The organism is uncultured Roseobacter sp. (assembly GCF_947492555.1).
Taxonomy (GTDB): Bacteria; Pseudomonadota; Alphaproteobacteria; order Rhodobacterales; family Rhodobacteraceae; genus Roseobacter.
On sequence record NZ_CANLNE010000001.1, the window covers coordinates 1,005,885 to 1,022,383 of the forward strand.

16 protein-coding genes are annotated in these 16,499 nt (G+C 56.7%); 9 read left to right on the forward strand and 7 right to left on the reverse strand.

Going from position 1 to position 16,499, the window contains the following annotated elements; all coding sequences use genetic code 11:
• Positions 1-224: 224 nt before the first annotated feature.
• Entirely contained in the window at positions 225-2,432 is a 2,208-nt protein-coding gene (locus Q1A07_RS04890) for a hypothetical protein (RefSeq protein ID WP_299778334.1), read from the forward strand.
• Positions 2,433-2,736: 304 nt separating this feature from the next.
• Here the strand turns inward: Q1A07_RS04890 and Q1A07_RS04895 are convergent, their stop codons facing one another.
• Genes Q1A07_RS04895 through Q1A07_RS04925 form a run of 7 tightly spaced genes read right to left on the reverse strand, consistent with a single transcriptional unit; the run spans position 2,737 to position 8,821 of the window.
• A complete protein-coding gene (locus Q1A07_RS04895) occupies positions 2,737-3,999 on the reverse strand; it encodes an ABC transporter substrate-binding protein (RefSeq protein ID WP_299778336.1) in 1,263 nt (420 codons plus the stop codon).
• 2 nt (positions 4,000-4,001) lie between these two features.
• A complete protein-coding gene (locus Q1A07_RS04900) occupies positions 4,002-4,973 on the reverse strand; it encodes a branched-chain amino acid ABC transporter permease (RefSeq protein WP_299778338.1) in 972 nt (323 codons plus the stop codon).
• On the reverse strand, positions 4,970-5,884 hold the full coding sequence (locus Q1A07_RS04905) for a branched-chain amino acid ABC transporter permease (protein ID WP_299778340.1): 915 nt from the start codon (positions 5,882-5,884) through the stop codon (positions 4,970-4,972). The genes Q1A07_RS04900 and Q1A07_RS04905 overlap by 4 nt, the downstream gene beginning before the upstream one ends.
• Complete coding sequence (locus tag Q1A07_RS04910) at positions 5,881-6,612, reverse strand: ABC transporter ATP-binding protein (RefSeq protein ID WP_299778342.1); 732 nt, start codon at positions 6,610-6,612, stop codon at positions 5,881-5,883. Before Q1A07_RS04910 ends, Q1A07_RS04905 begins: the two co-directional genes overlap by 4 nt.
• Complete coding sequence (locus Q1A07_RS04915) at positions 6,605-7,378, reverse strand: ABC transporter ATP-binding protein (protein ID WP_299778344.1); 774 nt, start codon at positions 7,376-7,378, stop codon at positions 6,605-6,607. The genes Q1A07_RS04910 and Q1A07_RS04915 overlap by 8 nt, the downstream gene beginning before the upstream one ends.
• Complete coding sequence (locus tag Q1A07_RS04920; RefSeq protein WP_299778346.1) at positions 7,371-8,447, reverse strand: aldo/keto reductase; 1,077 nt, start codon at positions 8,445-8,447, stop codon at positions 7,371-7,373. The genes Q1A07_RS04915 and Q1A07_RS04920 overlap by 8 nt, the downstream gene beginning before the upstream one ends.
• Complete coding sequence (locus Q1A07_RS04925) at positions 8,444-8,821, reverse strand: TIGR04076 family protein (RefSeq protein WP_299778348.1); 378 nt, start codon at positions 8,819-8,821, stop codon at positions 8,444-8,446. Before Q1A07_RS04925 ends, Q1A07_RS04920 begins: the two co-directional genes overlap by 4 nt.
• 116 nt (positions 8,822-8,937) lie before the next feature.
• On the opposite strand from Q1A07_RS04925, the gene Q1A07_RS04930 reads away from it, so the two are divergent.
• The 8 genes from Q1A07_RS04930 (at position 8,938) to Q1A07_RS04965 (ending at position 16,327) form a co-directional block, all read left to right on the forward strand.
• Entirely contained in the window at positions 8,938-10,428 is a 1,491-nt protein-coding gene (locus Q1A07_RS04930; RefSeq protein ID WP_299778350.1) for an aldo/keto reductase, read from the forward strand.
• 146 nt (positions 10,429-10,574) lie between these two features.
• Positions 10,575-10,928, forward strand: coding sequence for a Rossmann-like fold-containing protein (locus tag Q1A07_RS04935; RefSeq protein ID WP_299778352.1), 354 nt, complete (start codon positions 10,575-10,577; stop codon positions 10,926-10,928).
• Positions 10,922-11,329 (forward strand): Rossmann-like fold-containing protein, encoded by a 408-nt coding sequence (locus Q1A07_RS04940; protein WP_299778354.1) that lies wholly within the window; start codon positions 10,922-10,924, stop codon positions 11,327-11,329. The genes Q1A07_RS04935 and Q1A07_RS04940 overlap by 7 nt, the downstream gene beginning before the upstream one ends.
• Complete coding sequence (locus tag Q1A07_RS04945) at positions 11,289-11,885, forward strand: alpha-ketoglutarate-dependent dioxygenase AlkB (protein WP_299778355.1); 597 nt, start codon at positions 11,289-11,291, stop codon at positions 11,883-11,885. The genes Q1A07_RS04940 and Q1A07_RS04945 overlap by 41 nt, the downstream gene beginning before the upstream one ends.
• 93 nt (positions 11,886-11,978) lie before the next feature.
• Positions 11,979-12,128, forward strand: a complete 150-nt coding sequence (locus Q1A07_RS04950) for a hypothetical protein (protein WP_299778357.1) — start codon at positions 11,979-11,981, stop codon at positions 12,126-12,128.
• 917 nt (positions 12,129-13,045) lie between these two features.
• Positions 13,046-13,813: a hypothetical protein gene (locus tag Q1A07_RS04955; protein WP_299778359.1), complete on the forward strand. Its 768-nt coding sequence runs from the start codon at positions 13,046-13,048 to the stop codon at positions 13,811-13,813.
• A complete protein-coding gene (locus Q1A07_RS04960) occupies positions 13,806-14,336 on the forward strand; it encodes a hypothetical protein (RefSeq protein WP_299778361.1) in 531 nt (176 codons plus the stop codon). The genes Q1A07_RS04955 and Q1A07_RS04960 overlap by 8 nt, the downstream gene beginning before the upstream one ends.
• The gene (locus tag Q1A07_RS04965) at positions 14,333-16,327 is read left to right on the forward strand and encodes a chaperonin GroEL (RefSeq protein WP_299778363.1); all 1,995 of its coding nucleotides are present in this window, start codon (positions 14,333-14,335) and stop codon (positions 16,325-16,327) included. The genes Q1A07_RS04960 and Q1A07_RS04965 overlap by 4 nt, the downstream gene beginning before the upstream one ends.
• The last annotated feature ends 172 nt before the right edge of the window (positions 16,328-16,499 follow it).

Genomic DNA, 16,499 nt, shown 5'->3' on the forward strand with positions numbered 1-16,499 from the left:
ACGCACCAGGGATCGCTGGATTACGGGCTGTACGGACGGCTCAGGGGCAACACTCAGTCGTCTGTTTCCCGACGCTTTGTCCGCCCTGACACAAAGGGTCGCAGAATATCCAGCATCTGCGGCAAGACAAAAATGCAGGTGCAATACTGCTAGGGACCCAATGACTCTAGTCTGCCGTCAGTCGGACACTGAAGACCTGTTGCACATCGCATGCGCCATGATCGTTGCACCGCGCACCACCAGAAAAATTCTACCGAGCGCTCAGGTTTTCTGATACTTTGGGATCATATTTTAGGTTCTTTGAAGGCGTCATTTTGAACAAGCATCTCGTTATCGTCGTGCACGGCATTGGAGAACAGGTTGCGGGAGAAACTGTTGATGCATTGTCGACAGCCGCGATCACGCGACATGCCGCTACCGATCCGAAGCACGGTAAAATCTCCTCGTCCGAAATTTCGCTGGCCGAAACGGACCACAGCGAAGAAAACCGCAACCTGAAGCTCTTTCCCTGTCACATCCGGCGTGTGGACTCGAGACCTGCGGACAGCACTCAGGACATCGACGAAACCGTATTTGCCGAAGTCTATTGGGCGGATCTCTCGCCCGCGCCAAAGGGGCCTATCTGGACCTTTGTCGATTTGCTCAGGTTGATCCTTGGCCTCGGGTATCTTGCACTCGACAACGTCCACAACAACCCGGCCAAGGCCGGCAGGTTCGGCAAGTTAACCGTTCATGCCTTCACGTGGTTGTTCTACGTGTTGATTGCGCCGCTGAACGCGCTTTTGCTGATCGGCGCCGGTTTCCTCCTTGTTGATATCGTCCAGCCATTGAGCACGACAGGCAAGATGACACCGCAAAACCTGCTGGTTCTAATGGGGGCTTTCACTTTCCTGGCGGGGATAGTGATGCAATCGACGGCCTATTGCAGCACATATCTTCTGCGGCTCTTCTGGCGGGGTCTCGCCTTTCTCGGGGTGCTGACAATCATCGCCGCGTTGTTGTCGAACTCTGTGCTCGGGACCAGCATTTGCGGTGGGACACCTGCGGGCACCGGTGATCTGTTCTACGTCTCCTGCTTTATCTCTGTCACGGTTCAGGGATTGGGAGCAGTCTGGATCACGACTATTGCGCTTTCCTTTCTGATGATCGTCGGTGTTCTCATCGGATTTGTCCAACGCTTCATCAACTGGCTGTTGATGAAGATCCGCCAGCGTGACCACAGCGCAGGCAACGCGGTAGTAAAGGATCGTGCCACCGGCGCCAATCTGCGACAGCTGATCTACCCCGGCGTCAGCGCGGCAATGCTTGTCTTGTGGATGATCTTCAGTTCCGCCTTCTGGGTGGGTTTGCAAAAACTGGTCGAGCAATCCACAAAAACGGTCATGACATTCCAGGCCCGGGACATGGAGGCCGCGGGACCGCCAAGACCGTTTCTTCTGGAAAGAATCTTTAATGATCATCTCGATCAGGCGCTTGGCACCCTAGGTTTCGCCGCGATCGCATTGGTGGTGATCCTAGGAACGATCGGCCTCGTGGTCTTTTTCCGGCGGATACTTAGGAACACCACCGGTTCACTTCTGAGAAAGCTATTCGTAGAACGGTTGATCCTGAACCTGCTCCTCGACATTGCTTTCATTGCTTCGAGCCTGCTTTTGATGTTGGGTGTGCTAATCCTGCTATTTGGTGGCGCAGGTGATCCCGCACAATGCAGTCTAGGTTCGTATCTTTGTGATGTCGCCATTCCTTGGACCCAGGTTCTGGACACATACTATGGCACCATTCTCATGGGTGTTCTCGGTGTGGCGGCTCTGATCTACTACTTCAGTGAATTTGTCGGCTCGGCTCTTGGCATTGCCCGGGATATCATCGCCTACTCGATACGCGATCGGTGCAATTTTACCGACACTCTGGAGAACAACTATCCTCAGCGCGCACGGATTGAGGCGCGTTTCTCACGGGTGGTCGGCTACATGCTGGAGACTGAAAACCCCCAACACCTGACCATCTTTGCACATTCGCAGGGCACCGTTGTCGCAACCCGCAATCTCCGCAAGGACCAGGCCGCGAAAACCGGGCTGATGGAGAAGATCAAAAAAATTACCGGCGAAAAACACCTCATCACCATGGGTGCACCGGTTACGCATATTTATCTCCAATACTTTTCGGCCAGCTTCTGGATCACGCGCGCGGACATCCTGCCAGACTTCAAGTGGCACAACATCTACCGCAAAGACGACTTTGTCGGCACGACAATCGATTTTCTGCACGATCCAACCCTGCCCGACCAGAACACCAACGACCCTGAAACCGGTGTGGATAATCAGCCGGTAGGGTTCGGTGGGCATACGGGATATTTTACGGACTATCTCGTCTGGCGGCAGTTGCTGCTCAAGAACCGCTTCCGTCTGTTTAGAAAGAGCCACGTGCCTTGAATCCCGAAAAGCCTCCTGTTTTCCGCTCACTGCAAGGTTCTTGACCTAGGTACGTAAGAATTGGCGGGCATGATAGGAACTGACGCACTCGTGGACTGCCTGCGTGTTGCTGACAATGGCGAAAGGAGCATTCCCGTTCGCCTGAAACTGGCCCACGCACTGTTTCCGCAGGTTGCCGATACGCCTGCCATTGACGCACTTGCTGCCGACAAACTCTACAAGGACGGGCCCCAAACAAAGAGGCCGCCCATACCGGGCGGCCATCGGACTATATCAAGGCATATACAGCCTGTCGTGACGCAAGCTATTTGAGTGACGCAATGAAAGCGTCAACGTCGCTCAGCGGAATGTACTCGATCTCCTCCGTGCCGCTTTCGGAGAAGGACCAGATAACCGCCGGAGCGGAGACGTCGCCGTTCTCATCAAATCGCACATCACCGGTGGCCCCTTGGAACATCACCGTGCCACCACCAGCAAGCACTTCCTTTGCCGCTACAAACCCAGCCGTGTCAGCGCTCACCGGCGTCCCGGCCGGGTCGGTCACGCGGGACATGGCGGCTGCCACATCCGCGCCGGATGCGTCCTTGCCCGCAGCCTCCATCGCCAGAAGCGCCAGCATGGCCGCATCATAGCTGTTGGCAAGACCGGGGCCGTTGGGTTCTGCCTCAAAGCGGTCCTGGTACGCGGCGCGGAATGCATCGGCACTTTCCGAGCGCGGCGAAGCGGTGTCCGTGCCAAGCGCCGAGCCAAGATACTGCAGGCCGACATTGTCCCGGAACTCATCCGATTTCAGGGAGTTGGCGAGGATCATGTTCTGCGTTCCGCCAAGCGACAGCCATTCACGCACCGCCGCCGTCCCCTCTGCGGGATAGAGCGCAAGATAGAGCGCTTCGGGCTGGCCTGACAGCGCATCGGTAACTTCGGCGCGATAGTTGGGCTGCGCATCGTTGATCGCAACAGAGGCCGTGACCTCCACCCCCACGGCGGCAAAGTCCGCCGCGATCAGGCGGGCCATGTCCTGACCCCAGTCGTCGTTCTTGTAGAGAATGGCGATGGATTTATAGCCCTTGTCCGCGGCAACTTTCGCCCCGACCGCAGACTGCACGCCCGTGGTGGCAAAGGTGCGGTACCACAGCCCGTTCGTTTTGCCCTCTTCCGACAGGCCGGTGAAGGCGGTCGACGACGAACAGCACGACATCTGCATCACACCGCTTGGAACGGTGACGGAGGTCAGGATCGGCATGGACACACCGGACGAGACAGCGCCCAAGAGCACCTTCACACCTTCCAGATCCACGAGAGCTTTCGCGGCATCGACACCGACTTTCGGATCAACCTGGGTATCGCGCAGGACCATTTCGATCTGGCAACCTGCGGCACCGCCTGCTGCATTGACCTGATCGACGGCAAACTGTGCGGTCTCAGCAATCGGGCGACCCCAGTCGACCGAGGTGGGCAATACTGCGCCAATCTTGGTGGTGCAGTCCTGCGCATAGGCAGCACCGGACATGGCGCTGAGGCCGAGTGCGAGGCCAATCGAGGCTCTTGAAACTCTGATAATGGACATATTCAATACTCTCCCTGTTGTTTTCTTTTGGTTTTTCCCTTGTGTGATACGACAAGATGCTCTGGCAGAAACCCTTGGGGCCGCCACATCAGCATGCCGACGATCACCGATCCGATCAGTATGAATTGAACGGAGCCAGTGTAAAGCTGTACCTCGACGGGCGCAAAGCGTGACAACGCCCAGCCCGATGCCGTCCACGCGCCCCAGATCAGAAACGCGCCAAAGATCGCACCGCGGTTGTTGCCCGCGCCGCCAACGATCAGCATCGCCCAAATCTGGAATGTGAGCGTCGGCAGAACGTCTTGTGGACTGACAAAAGCGTAGAAGGTGCCGTAGAGGCCCCCTGCAAGTCCCAGGATGACGGACCCGGTGATGAAGGCGATGAGACGAATACGTGCAGGGTTCTTGCCAAGCGACTGTGCGGCCTCTTCATCCTCGCGGATCGCACGCAACAGGCGTCCGAAGGGCGAGACGACGATACGCTGCAGGAACAGATAGGTGAGGATCAAGATCAGCAGAACAACGGCAAAGAAGGCCAGATTGTAGATGAACCCATCCCCAAGGGCTGTGCGCAGCGGCCGCTCGAACCCGCGCACGCCCTTCGCGCCCCCCGCCAGCCATTCAGCATTGCGCATCAGGTTCTCAAAGGCGACGGCAACGCCAAAGGTCGCAATCGCGAGATAGTCGTGTCGCAGCCGCAGCGTCAGCAGCCCCACGATCCACGCCATCAGACCCGCCACCACCATGCCGCCCAAAAGCGCCAGCGGATAGAAGATACCATAGCCACCCAGATGGCCCGCCTGTGCGGTTCCGCCCAGGATCAGCGTCGCGTAGGCCCCTGCGCCAAAGAAGGCGACGACCCCGCCATTGAAGAGCCCCGTATTGCCCCATTGCAGGTTCAGCCCCAGAACCGCAATCGCCAGGATCGAGGCGGTGGTGGCGAAGAACACGAGGTATGAGATGACACCGATCACGCGCGGGCCTCGCCGAACAGCCCATGCGGTCGGATCATCAAGACCGCAAGGATCATCAGGAACGGCACCGAGGGCGTGTAGCCCGAGGGTAGTATGAGCAGCGCCAGATTGCCCGCGATGCCGACGATGAACCCACCGAGTACCGCACCATAGACGCTGCCGATGCCCCCCACGATCGTCGCGGCAAAGATCGGCAGCACCAGATCGCGCCCCATGACCGGGATCAGCTGGTGGCTGATGCCGTAAAACACCCCCGCGACAGCGGCCAGCCCGCCGCCAATCAGCCAGACCGCCATGATGGTCCGCTGCAGGTTCACCCCGTTGACCTGTGCAAGCGAAGGGTTTTCCGCCACGGCCCGCAGGGCGTAGCCGAACGTCGTGCGCGACAGGACCAGGTGCAGCGCAAACATCAGCAGCAGCGCTGCACCCAGCACAAAGACCTGATCGGGCTTGACCAGGATCAGCGGATCGCGGCTGAGGATCGTGGCAAAGGCGATGTCGCGGGAATAAAGCTCGGGGCTAAGCCCAAAGATCAACCCGATGACGTTGCGCATGATCAGCGCCATGCCGAAACTGGCAAAGACCATCGAGAGCTCCTGCCCTTTTTCACGCACGCGTTTGAACACCAGCCGGTCAATCAGCAGGGCCGACAGCCCGGTCAGAACCATTGAAACAAGGATCGCCAGGATCAGCGACCCCGTCAGCGAGAGCGGCGCCAGCTTCACCGCAAGGAAAGGCGCCAGGCCCGAGACCAGCGCATCGCAGACCAGCGCGGCGTAAGCTCCCAGCGACAAAAGCTCGGCATGTGAGAAATTCGCAAACCGCAGGATATGCATCACCAGCGTCAAGCCAATTGCGCCGAGCGACAGGTAGGACCCGGTCAGGATGCCGTCGAGCAGATGCTGGATCATGCGACCCCCATCCGTCGATTGCCAAGATAGATATCGCCAACGATCTTGTTGTCGCGCAGGTCTTCTGCCGGTCCATCCAGCTGGTTGCGCCCCTCTGCCAGGATGAAGCAATGATCCGCAAGACGCAGCGCCTGGTTGACGTTCTGCTCGACCAGCAGAATCGACACACCTTGGGTTGTCAGCGTGCGGGCATGCTCCAGCACCTCTTGTGTGGCCTTTGGGGACAGGCCCGCGGAGGGCTCGTCCATCAGGATCAGTTTCGGGGCAGTGGCCAGCGCCATGGCAATTGCCAGAAACTGGCGCTGGCCGCCCGACAAGGTTCCCGCCTTATCGCCGTGCTTGGCGGCAAGTGCAGGGAATTGTTCAAAAAGCTGCGCCAACCGGGTCGGGGCCTGACCACCGGCCCGCCGCAACGCGAGGTCAAGGTTCTGCCGGATCGTCAGGCTGCGAAAGATGTTATCCGTCTGGGGTACATAGGCGATGCCTTGGGCCGAGAGTTGGTCTGTGCGGATGCCGGTGATGTCGCTGCCTTGAAAACGGATCTGGCCACTGCTAACGGGCAGCAGCCCCGCAATCGCCTTGATGAGCGTCGATTTGCCCGCCCCGTTTGGTCCTATGATCAGGGTAATCTGTGCAGGTCGCACGGTCAGGGACACATCGCGCAAAATGGGCAGATCGGGCACATAACCCGCCGTGATCGCCGTGGCCTGCAAGATCGCCTCAGCCATCTGCCGTTGCCCCCAGATAGGCATCCAGCAGAACCGGATTGGCCAGGGCCGCGTCACTGGAGCCTTCAAAGATCACGCGACCTTCTGCCAGCGCGATGACCGGGTCGCAGTGGCGCATGACAAAATCCATGTCGTGCTCGATGATGACGAAGGTCGTGCCCTGCCGGTTCAGCTCTTCGATCTTGCCGATCAAGGTCTCGGTCAGCACCGGGTTCACCCCCGCCGCCGGTTCATCGAGCAGTATCAGTTTCGGGTCGCCCATCAGAACGCGGGCCAGTTCCAACAGCTTCATCTGCCCGCCGGATATCTGGCCCGCAGGATGGTCGGCCAAAGGGCCCAGTGTCACGAAATTCAGCACGTCCAGCGCCTTGTCCCGAATAAGACGTTCCTGCGCCCGCATCCGCCCTCGAAACAGGAAGGGTCCGGCGATGTGCTCGCCAATCTGACCCATCGGGGCCAGCATTACGTTTTCCAGCACGCTCATCCGTGCGAAAGGTCGTGGGATCTGAAAGGTCCGGCCCAGCCCAAGCGCAAAGAGCCGATCAGGAGACATGCCCGTGATATCCTGCTCTTCAAGTCGCACCACCCCGGTATCCGGCTTCAATGCCCCGGTCAGCAGGTTAAAGAGCGTCGATTTGCCCGCACCATTTGGCCCGATCAGCCCGGTGATGGTGCCACGCCGCACCTTGAGGGAAACTGTATCAACGGCCTTCACGGGGCCAAAGCTGAGGCTCAGGTCCTCGGTCGCGAGGATCAGCTCATCCACTCCCCAGAACCTTGTCGTCAGGGCGCGTGTTGAGGTTATATTTCATGATCCGCCCGTGCCGCCCGCCCCTGTCACGTTCCAGACCGAACACCGGACCTTGCGGCCCGGGGGCGTCCCGCAGCACCGCGTCAATTGCTGTTTGATCATCGGCATCCAGCGCAAAGCCGAAAACCTCCAACGTCTGCGGCAGGTGCCGTGCATAACGCGCGCCGACAATGGCAGCGGCCACTTGCGGCTGGTCCAGCACCCAACGTGTTGCGACGGTTGACAGCGACACGCCATGCTTGTCCCCAACCGATTTCAGCACTGTAAGTAGCTGTTGAAATACCTCCCACGGGCCAAATTCGTCGATGATCAACCGGTACTTGATCAGGCTCCGGTTCTCGAAGGCAAAGCCGGGATCCGGCGCGCCCAGCCAGCGCTCTGTCAGGAACCCGCCCGCCAAGGTGCCGTAGCACAGAAGCTGTATGTTATGCGCACCGGCCCAAGCTGTGAGGCCACTCTCGGGCCGCCGGTCCAAGATCGAATACTGCACCTGCGTCGAGACAATGTCGAAGCCCGCGTCGAGGAACGGCTGCGTCTCGGCGATGTCCCAATTTGTCACGCCCAGATGCGCCAGTTTGCCCTTCTCCTGACAGCGTTTCAGCACCTCCAGCCCGACCAGCGGATCGCCCATGGTCAAATCCCACCAGTAGAATTGCACCAAATCAAGCTGCTCCACCTGCAGGCGTTTCAGCGAACGATCTATGATCGCCTCGACCTGATCAGGCTCGATGTTCTCCAGCAGGCCCAAGTCCGGCACCAGTTTCGTATGCACCTTGACCGAATTCGCAACACCGGCGCCGCGCCGACGTCGCAGATCACCGATGAAATCGCCGATCATCTCTTCGACGCCCACATAAATGTCGGCGCAATCAAAGGTCGTGATGCCGGCGTCCAGAAAGGCTTCCATATCGTGAACAGCCTCGGCCCGGTCCACCGGACCATGATCGCCCGCCAGTTGCCAACCGCCTTTGATCACCCGCGAGATGGCATAGCCCGAGCGCAGGTCTGCTGTTTCCGCAGTCACGCGTTGTCCTCCTGCCAATAAGGTGTTCCCCGGGCATCGGGCTGCCCGGTCGTTCCGGCATGTGTAAACCAGCGCTTTTCAAGGCGTGTGATCCGAAAACGACCGCCGCAATGCGGATCGGGGCAGGCCACCTCGGCATCCGTGCTGATCCAGTCGTTGGGATCGGTCATGCGCTGTTTGGCGGGCAAGAGCGGCATCAACGCAGTCAGGGCGTACATCGATATCCGGGTGCCGGGATCGAAGACCAAGGTCTCTCCCTCGACCCGAAAACTCTCGCCTTCAATATGACGACAGACCGGTGTACGACCGTCAAGGACGGTCTCCACCTTCAGGTCATAGAGCCAGAACCCCGCACCCTCCTTGTCCTCTTCCATCCCCGTCCTTTCCGCTGGACTGCCGCCAACGCTTGGTCTTATCTGGCCAAGGTTATCGGATATGGCGCAGTGCTCAAGTGCCATTCGTCCGAGGCCGCCGAGAGACGGGAGCCTTCATGACAGATCACCGCCACCCAGACCGCTTTCAACTGTCGGAGAATTTGAACATCTCACGTGTCGTGACCGGCCTCTGGCAGGTGGCAGACATCGAAAAGGACGGCGAGACAATCGACCCCCAAACGGGTGGGGACTGGCTGGCGGCCTATGCCCGTCACGGCTTTGACACCTTCGACATGGCAGATCACTACGGCAGTGCCGAAATCATCGCTGGAAACCTGTTGGCACGCGGTGTGGCCCCCCGCGCGCTGGCCTTCACCAAATGGTGCCCCCCTCCCGGTCCGATGACAGCGGATGTGGTGCGTGCAGGCGTCGAAGAACGCCTGCGCCGGCTGGGTGTTGATCGCGTGGATCTGCTGCAGTTTCACTGGTGGAGCTTTCAGCACCCCGCATGGCTAGAGGCCTTGCATGAACTCGCCCGCTTGCGCGAGGAGGGGCTGATCGCAGAGATCGGCGTCACCAACTTCGATGCCGCGCATCTCCAAGTTGCCCTGTCCGACGGCGTGCCGCTCATGACCAATCAGGTCTCATTCTCGCTTGTGGACCGCCGGGCCGCCCATCAACTGTCCGACCTCTGCGCTCGCACCAACGTCCGGCTTCTGGCCTATGGGACGCTGTGCGGCGGGTTCCTGTCCGAACGCTGGCTGGGCCAAGCTGAGCCGTCCGAGATTACCGACTGGTCCAAGATGAAATACAAACGTTTCATCGATGTGACCGGTGGGTGGGCCGGTTTTCAAAGCATCCTCTCTGCCGCCGATGCAATCGCAAAGAAGCATGATGTCTCGATCTCAAACGTCGCGACGCGCTGGGTGCTGGACCATCCCGCCGTTGCAGGCGCAATTGTCGGCGCGCGCCTGGGCGAACGGGTTCACACAGATGACAACCTGCGCCTGTTCTCATTCGCACTGGATGCAGACGATCAGGCCCGGCTGGCAGAGGCCTTTGACAACACAACGGGCGTACCGGGCGATTGTGGCGATGAATACCGCCGCCCGCCGTTTCTGACCGCGTCAGGCGATTTGACCCACCACCTTGAGACGATACCGCTGCCCCACACCGCCACGCAGAGCCCGCACCGCACAGATGGCAAACAGGTGTTGAGCGGATCAAAGTGGGAAGACATCGCTGGCTATGCGCGTGCGCAGCAGATCGGGAACCGCATCCTTGTGTCCGGGACGACCGCCACCGCAGGTGCAGACCGCATCGTCGCAAGCGCAGACGCAGAGGCGCAAACAACCTACGTGCTCGACAAAATCCTGGCGGCTCTCGCGGCTTTGGGCGCTACCGCCGAAGACGTGGTGCGGACGCGCATCTATATTGTGGACGAAGCCGACGTTGAAGCGGTCTCCCTGGCGCATGGGCGCGTTTTTGGCGCGATCAAGCCTGCAAACACCCTGATTGTCGTCGCCAGCCTGATAGGTGGGTACCGTGTTGAGATAGAAGCCGAAGCGAGTCTAAAAAGCGACGCTGGCCAGGACAAGGGCCTTTGATGACCGACCAAGCGCTCTGACCGCGCCCTTTGCGGGAGCGGTCAGCGTAGTTTTGGCGCCTCGAAGGGGGTGTCGCCTTCATCTCTTCCCGCCACTGCAAGCGTTGTGGGCCCCATGTGGCACCCAGCACAACGAGCGAACACCAGATGAATCACCTGTTAACCCAACTTCAGTACATTCGATTTGTCTCAAACTTGCAGGGGGTGTTGGTCGTGACGTATGAATTCCGAGGAGCTTCGTTGCTTGATGCAGTTCAGAACGCCGTAGGTCGCAATGCTCCAGCCGTTGAGCAGAAGAAGCTCAATAAGGCGCGGCCAAAGTTCGACTTCGCTGCCCGCGTTCACCTTGGCAGAGCGTTGTTTGTCGGCGAAGGTAGTTTCAGCTTTGCGTTGGCCTTGGCGCGCCTTGAGGGTGTGTCGCCTTCATCGCTTCTCGCAACGGTCTACGAGATGAGGCTGACCTGGGCGACACAGCATATGACGATGCAGCGAAGTTGCTGAAACTTGGGGCGCAGGTCAAAACCGGGGTTGATGCAACTTGTTTGTCGAAGGCAATCGGGCAGCGTCGGTTTCGCACCATCATCTTTCAGTTCCCAAATGTCGTCTCGCGCGAAGCGCTTTGCGGCCAAAACCCAAATCATGTACTCGTCACGCGCTTTCTCAAAAACAGCCGCGCCCACCTGAAATCCAGTGGCCTCGTCGTCATCTCAACAGTGGACAGCCCGTTCTATGAGGGCGCGTTCAAGACGGATGACGCAGTCAGGAAAACTGGCTTTGAAACGCCAGACATCTATACTTTCAACCCCAAAGACTATCCGGCCTATTCTCATCAGAACACGGCTGATGAGGAGTCAGCGATAAATGAGCACACAGCTTTCGCAACTTTCGTTCTTTCAGCCTGATCTGCCTTCGGGCTCAAAGTACCTGGCCGAATTCATTTCAGGTGAAGAAGCCGATTATCTGATGCACAAAATCGATGCGCAGCCTTGGCGCAGCGATCTGAAACGGCGTGTTCAACACTACGGCTATCGCTATGACTACAAGGCAAGACAAGCTCGGGAAGAAGACTATCTCGGTCCGCTTCCCCCGTTCTTACAGAATCTGGCAGAGCGACTAGCTCACGCTGGTCATTTCGGCTCCGTCCCAGATCAGGTGATAGTGAACGAATACATGCCGGGTCAGGGAATATCTGCGCATGTGGATTGCAGACCATGTTTCGGGGACGTGATTGCGTCGTTGAGTTTACTCTCGTCATGCGTCATGCGGCTGGAAAACCGGAAGATCAGCCAGCAGGTCAATTTGGCACTCGAGCCTGGGAGCCTGTTGGTGCTTTCAGGTGAGGCGCGTCATGTCTGGACCCACGCCATTCCTGCACGCAAAAGCGATATTGTGAATGGGCAGAAACACCCCCGATCCCGGCGTCTGTCGCTGACGTTTAGAGAAATGCGTTTCGTTTAATCTTTTTGTGTCCAGTCAAACTATCGCCGGACGCTGCATAGTTTTCCAAACCATACCCTGACACGGGGATTCTGGGTGTCTTACGATGTCTGCATGAAACAGATACTGACAACCAAATCGCTCGACGTGATGCCTCCGGCAACCACAAAACGGTACGAGGTGCGCGATCAGAAGGTAAACGGCCTGCATGTGCGTGTGTCGACCACAGGCGCCAAAGCTCATCGGTTCTCACGCTATCGATGATGTGATCCTTCGTGTAAACCGCTCGCCAAACATGCGAAATTGATTGAGAAATCGAGCGATGCGGACAGGCTTGCAGCGGTTCTAGACTTTACAAAGCTTTGCGTAGTTGGCCTTCGGGCTGATTTCTCAAACTCTGTCAAATCTCACCATGAAGGCAAACGCGCTGGAAGGGCGAAGTTCGGAGAACTCATCGACATCGGAGATCGCGTTAGCCAACCAGAAGGGTTGCGTTATGTGCTAGGCCTCGTTGAAGGACTTGTGGATCGGGACGACATATTCCCGTATCGCCGAGAACTCCTCAACATGATGCTCTCGGCGCTACGGACGTCAAGGACAACAGGGACACCTCTGCACGGGTGCGTAAAATGTTTCCGGCATGTACTGGCCAGTGCGTGCGAGAAGCGAGAATTGGTCGACCCAGATATAGCAGATTTAGGCAGAAACCGTCTTTTGGGGCCGGAATTCTGAAAAGATACCCCAGTGATACCCATGGCGAATGACATCGGGCTCCGAACATCGGACCAATCATCTATCTACTTGTATTCATTTGCAAAAGTGGTGCCCGGGGGCGGAATCGAACCACCGACACGAGGATTTTCAATTAGTCTTGTGATCCACGCATACTGTTTCAGGATGGCACAAACCGTAACGTAGCCGGTTGAAAACCTTGAGCATTGCGCTCGGTAGATCGTCTCGATCTATCTCACGGCAGAACATTCAAGCTCACCGCTCCTGCTACCCGAGCGATACCCCAGCGCAGCCGCAAGGCAGGCAAGCACAACATCAAACTGACGGAAGAATCGACAAGTTCGTGTGCGGATAGCGATGCTAGAATCTCGTTTAGGTCAACGCAGCACTCAAGCCAACTGATCGCGTGGTGTTCGATAACTTGCTCAAACAAAAAATACTGCGTTGACGTGTTCCGCTTCTGGTCGCACCTTCAAATTGGCAAATTTGAGGTGACTGCATTGCAAGATTTTTTGAACAGACTATGCCTAAACTCGCTGGCGTTTCGACTGTCAGGAGACTTTAGAAAAGTTGATCTACTGCTTGTGACTCTTTTTGCGGTCATCGGCGTTCAAGGCTTCTCGCGATTCCCATCCTACCAGAGCTCTTTGCAGAACTTGGAAAGCATTCCTTGTTACTGGGTGATCTTCGTAGCGACATTCAATTTCTTACTTATCTACAAGAAAATTAGGGTTTGTTATCTTGAAGATACGCTAGGCTATGCAGCGGCTTTCATTGTGTATTCCGCCACCTCGGTTCTTTTGCAATTGCTTCTTTGGGCGATAGTCGATGGGTATGAAATTCTCACGTGGGCATCCATTCTGGCAACGCAAGCCGGTCTTGCGACACTGCTTCTAATTGTTCAGGGATGGTTCGCATTCTCTCCTGATTTAACAGTAGTTCGGCGCGAAATGAATCTCTTAACTAGAAGCATGGAGGCGTTGTCGCACAATACGAATCAAGGGCAGATTGAGCGAACCGGGACCCAAGGTCATTGTGCGAAATTGCAGGAGGAGCTTTCGAAAGTTCTTAGTGATAGCAGGGTTTCCAATGCGATAACGGCTCACCTAAACAACCTCAAGGAACTTTGTGCTGAGATTGATCAATCACTTAAGAAGCCGACAGGAGCACTTCAGACAGATATACGGAAACTACTGCCGAGGCTGAAAGATGGATAGAGATTTCTTTGCGATACTTGTTGTGCCCGGCAACACAAAAACTGGCGCTGGGGAAAGAAGTGAAATTTCCACAGATATTGTTCCAGAGCCCATAAAAAATCGAATGCCACCTCCAGATCGCCTGATAAAACTTCGGGTAGCCACCGCCACAATGAGCGGGGTTTTTGATGAGCCATTTTCCGAAGTTGTGGGTTTAATCTTTCGTGGTGATAGCGTTGCACCTGACGATAGAATTTCAGCAGATTTTATCCAAAGCATTTTGATGGCAGCGAAGAAATTGGTGATGAACAGCCCTCTGTCGAAGAAGGACGGCGCAATGATTGGCGTATTTCTGAACGGTAGAGATTATTCCGCATGTTACGAGGTTTATTCTGCGCTAGCTCTTATGCTTGAAAACCAACCTGGGATAGGAGGCTTTGATGTTTTTGGAAATCACGAGAGCTTGAAGGTCTTTTTGAAGCGCCTTCATTTTCGTTCTGCTAGCCTTGAGCAGCTCATAGCTTTGGAGGGACAAAGCACATGAGCCGGAAAGAAATCGTCTTTGATGCCGATGCCCGCATGCGCATCATGCGAGGTGTCAATATTCTTGCTGATGCAGTGAAAGTCACGCTCGGTCCCAAGGGCCGCAACGTGGTTCTGGACAAGTCGTTCGGTGCCCCGCGCATCACCAAGGACGGCGTATCGGTTGCTAAGGAAATCGAACTGGAAGACAAGTTCGAGAACATGGGCGCTCAGATGGTTAAGGAAGTGGCCAGCCGCACCAATGATGAAGCAGGCGATGGCACGACATCCGCCACTGTCCTGGCCCAGGCCATCGTCAAGGAAGGGATGAAATCGGTTGCAGCTGGCATGAACCCGATGGACCTCAAGCGCGGTATCGACCTCGCGACGGCCTCTGTCGTGGAAGCGATCAAAGCGGCTTCGCGCCCTGTCTCCGACAGCGACGAAGTTGCTCAGGTCGGAACCATCTCGGCCAACGGCGAAGCGGAAATCGGCCGCCAGATCGCCGACGCGATGCAGAAAGTTGGCAATGAGGGCGTGATCACTGTCGAAGAGAGCAGAGGCCTCGAAACCGAGACCTCCGTTGTCGAAGGCATGCAGTTCGACCGTGGCTACCTGAGCCCGTACTTCGTGACCAACGCCGACAAGATGACCACCGAGCTCGAAGACTGCATGATCCTGCTGCACGAGAAGAAACTCTCGTCGCTGCAACCGATGGTCCCATTGCTCGAGTCCGTGATCCATTCGCAAAAGCCGCTGTTGATCATCGCCGAAGACGTGGAAGGTGAAGCGCTCGCCACACTCGTTGTGAACAAGCTACGCGGTGGCTTGAAGATCGCCGCTGTAAAGGCACCGGGTTTCGGAGACCGCCGCAAAGCCATGTTACATGACATCGCAATACTGACCGGGGGGCGAGTTGTCTCAGAAGACCTCGGAATGAGTCTCGAGCATGTGACCATAGATATGCTCGGCTCAGCGATGAAAGTTGAGGTAACTAAAGACGAGACGACGATCATTGATGGCGCAGGCGACAGGGCTGAAATTGAAAGGCGTGTGACCCAAATTAGAACAGAAATTGAAGGCGGCACCGTTCAGGAGGAAACCACCACACGCTTGACAGCCGAAGAGATTTGGCAGGCAATCCCTGAAAACAGGAAAAATTTTCCTGAACTCCTGTTCGCGCAAGCCCTAGCCGATACGCCAGAGCGTCAGTTTTTCCTTAAAGAGATGGTAGATCATTGGTCATCCGGTGACATTGATATGGTCCCAAATGGGTATTTGGCGCGCGGGCAAATGGCGGGTTTCTCGGTCGAAGAGTTGGATGGCTTGCAAGATTTTATTTGGAAAGCACGCAATGAGGTACTCCATTTTTTAGCATCTGACAGGCAAAATTTGGAGAGGCGCAAATCAAGTTACCGCCGCACAAAGGGGACCTCCTCCGATTATGATCGTGAAAAACTGCAGGAGCGCGTAGCCAAGTTGGCGGGGGGAGTAGCTGTCATAAGGGTCGGCGGTGCAACTGAAGTAGAGGTCAAGGAACGAAAGGATCGCGTTGACGATGCGTTGAATGCAACAAGAGCAGCTATCCTGGAGGGCGTGGTTGTCGGTGGGGGCGTTGCTCTGATTCACGCCGCGAAAGGCTTGGATAGAGTTAGAGGTGCGAATGCAGATCAGAGAGCTGGAATAGACATTGTACGTCGTGCAATTGAAGCACCCTTACGGCAGATTGCAGAAAACGCGGGCTATGAGGATGCCTTTGTTGTTGATGTGATCAAACAATCTGACGATCTCAGTTTTGGCTTCGATGCTGCAATTGGCCAGTTTGGTGATTTGTTCAAGCGGGGAATTATTGATCCGGCTAAGGTGGTACGAACTGCGCTTGAAGATGCCGCATCAGTTGCGGGGCTTTTGATAACAACGGAGGCAATGATCTCTGAATCGCAAGATGAAGGGGAAAGACGCGGTGATTCAAGTGGCGAACGTGATCGAGGAGGCTTTGGAAGCGCGATGTAGCGTCCAAGCTGCGCGCCAACTGTGAACGCCACGCCATCAGATCTCTCTTTGGGTTCTTGACTTCCCCTTAGCCTCTGCCGCTGCTTTCGGGTGTTTATCTTGACACCCAGCCAGTAAGACCCTTCCAATTCATCTAGGATTGTCCCTGACGCGGCGTTTACGGGTCTCTTAT